At 32.4% G+C, this 1,004-nt stretch carries 1 pseudogene; it reads right to left on the reverse strand.

Annotated features, from left to right (window positions below):
* Positions 1-1,004, reverse strand: a pseudogene (locus tag AABL85_RS17380) (hypothetical protein); the annotation flags it as partial.

Here is a 1,004-nt window from a genome sequence, read left to right on the forward strand (position 1 = left end):
TCCTGTTAACTTATCACTAGCGTCTTTCTCTGCTATAAGAGTTGTTTCTGTTTCTACAGATTTAACTGCTACTGACCAGTCAATAACCCCCGCACTACCATCTTGTTTTATATACGTAAACTCTTTAGTAATCTCATCATAAACTACGTTTCCGTACTCACCTTCTAATTTATTGATGATATTCTCTATAAACTCCTGGTTGTTTGTAATCTCTTTTATAAACTCTTTATTCTCTACAAGTTTTGTTACAAACTCACTGTTCTCAATAAGATTAGTAACAAATACGCTGTTCTTAGCAATGGTCTCTCCTAACTCATCGGTTGAGATAGAAACCACACCACCTTTTGAATCGGTAATTACTAAATTCTCTTTTTTATCATCAAAAGAAAACTTAACGTTTACAGTATCTAGATCTGACCAGTCAATATAGTTTACCTTTCCATCTTTTAAATAAAAGAATTGATTCTTGTCTTTGTCATAACCAACATTACCAAAATCTCCTTCTAGTTTATTGATGATATTCTCTATAAACTCCTGGTTGTTTGTAATCTCTTTTATAAACTCTTTATTCTCTACAAGTTTTGTTACAAACTCACTGTTCTCTGTAAGGTTAGTAACAAATACGCTGTTCTTAGCAATGGTCTCTCCTAACTCATCGGTTGAGATAGAAACCACACCACCTTTTGAATCGGTAATTACTAAATTCGCTTTTGCATCATCAAAAGAAAACTTAACGTTTACAGTATCTAAATCTGACCAGTCGATATAGTTTACCTTTCCATCTTTTAAATAAAAGAATTGATTTTTGTCTTTGTCATAACCAACATTACCAAAATCTCCTTCTAGTTTATTGATAATGTTCTCTACAAACTCAATGTTATCTCCAAGTTTTGTTATAAACTCTTTATTCTCTACAAGTTTTGTTACAAACTCACTGTTCTCAGTAAGATTAGTAACAAATACGCTGTTCTTAGCAATGGTCTCTCCTAACTCATCGGTTGAGA

The sequence above is a fragment of the Myroides odoratimimus genome (assembly GCF_038039805.1).
Taxonomy (GTDB): domain Bacteria; phylum Bacteroidota; class Bacteroidia; order Flavobacteriales; family Flavobacteriaceae; genus Flavobacterium; species Flavobacterium odoratimimum_B.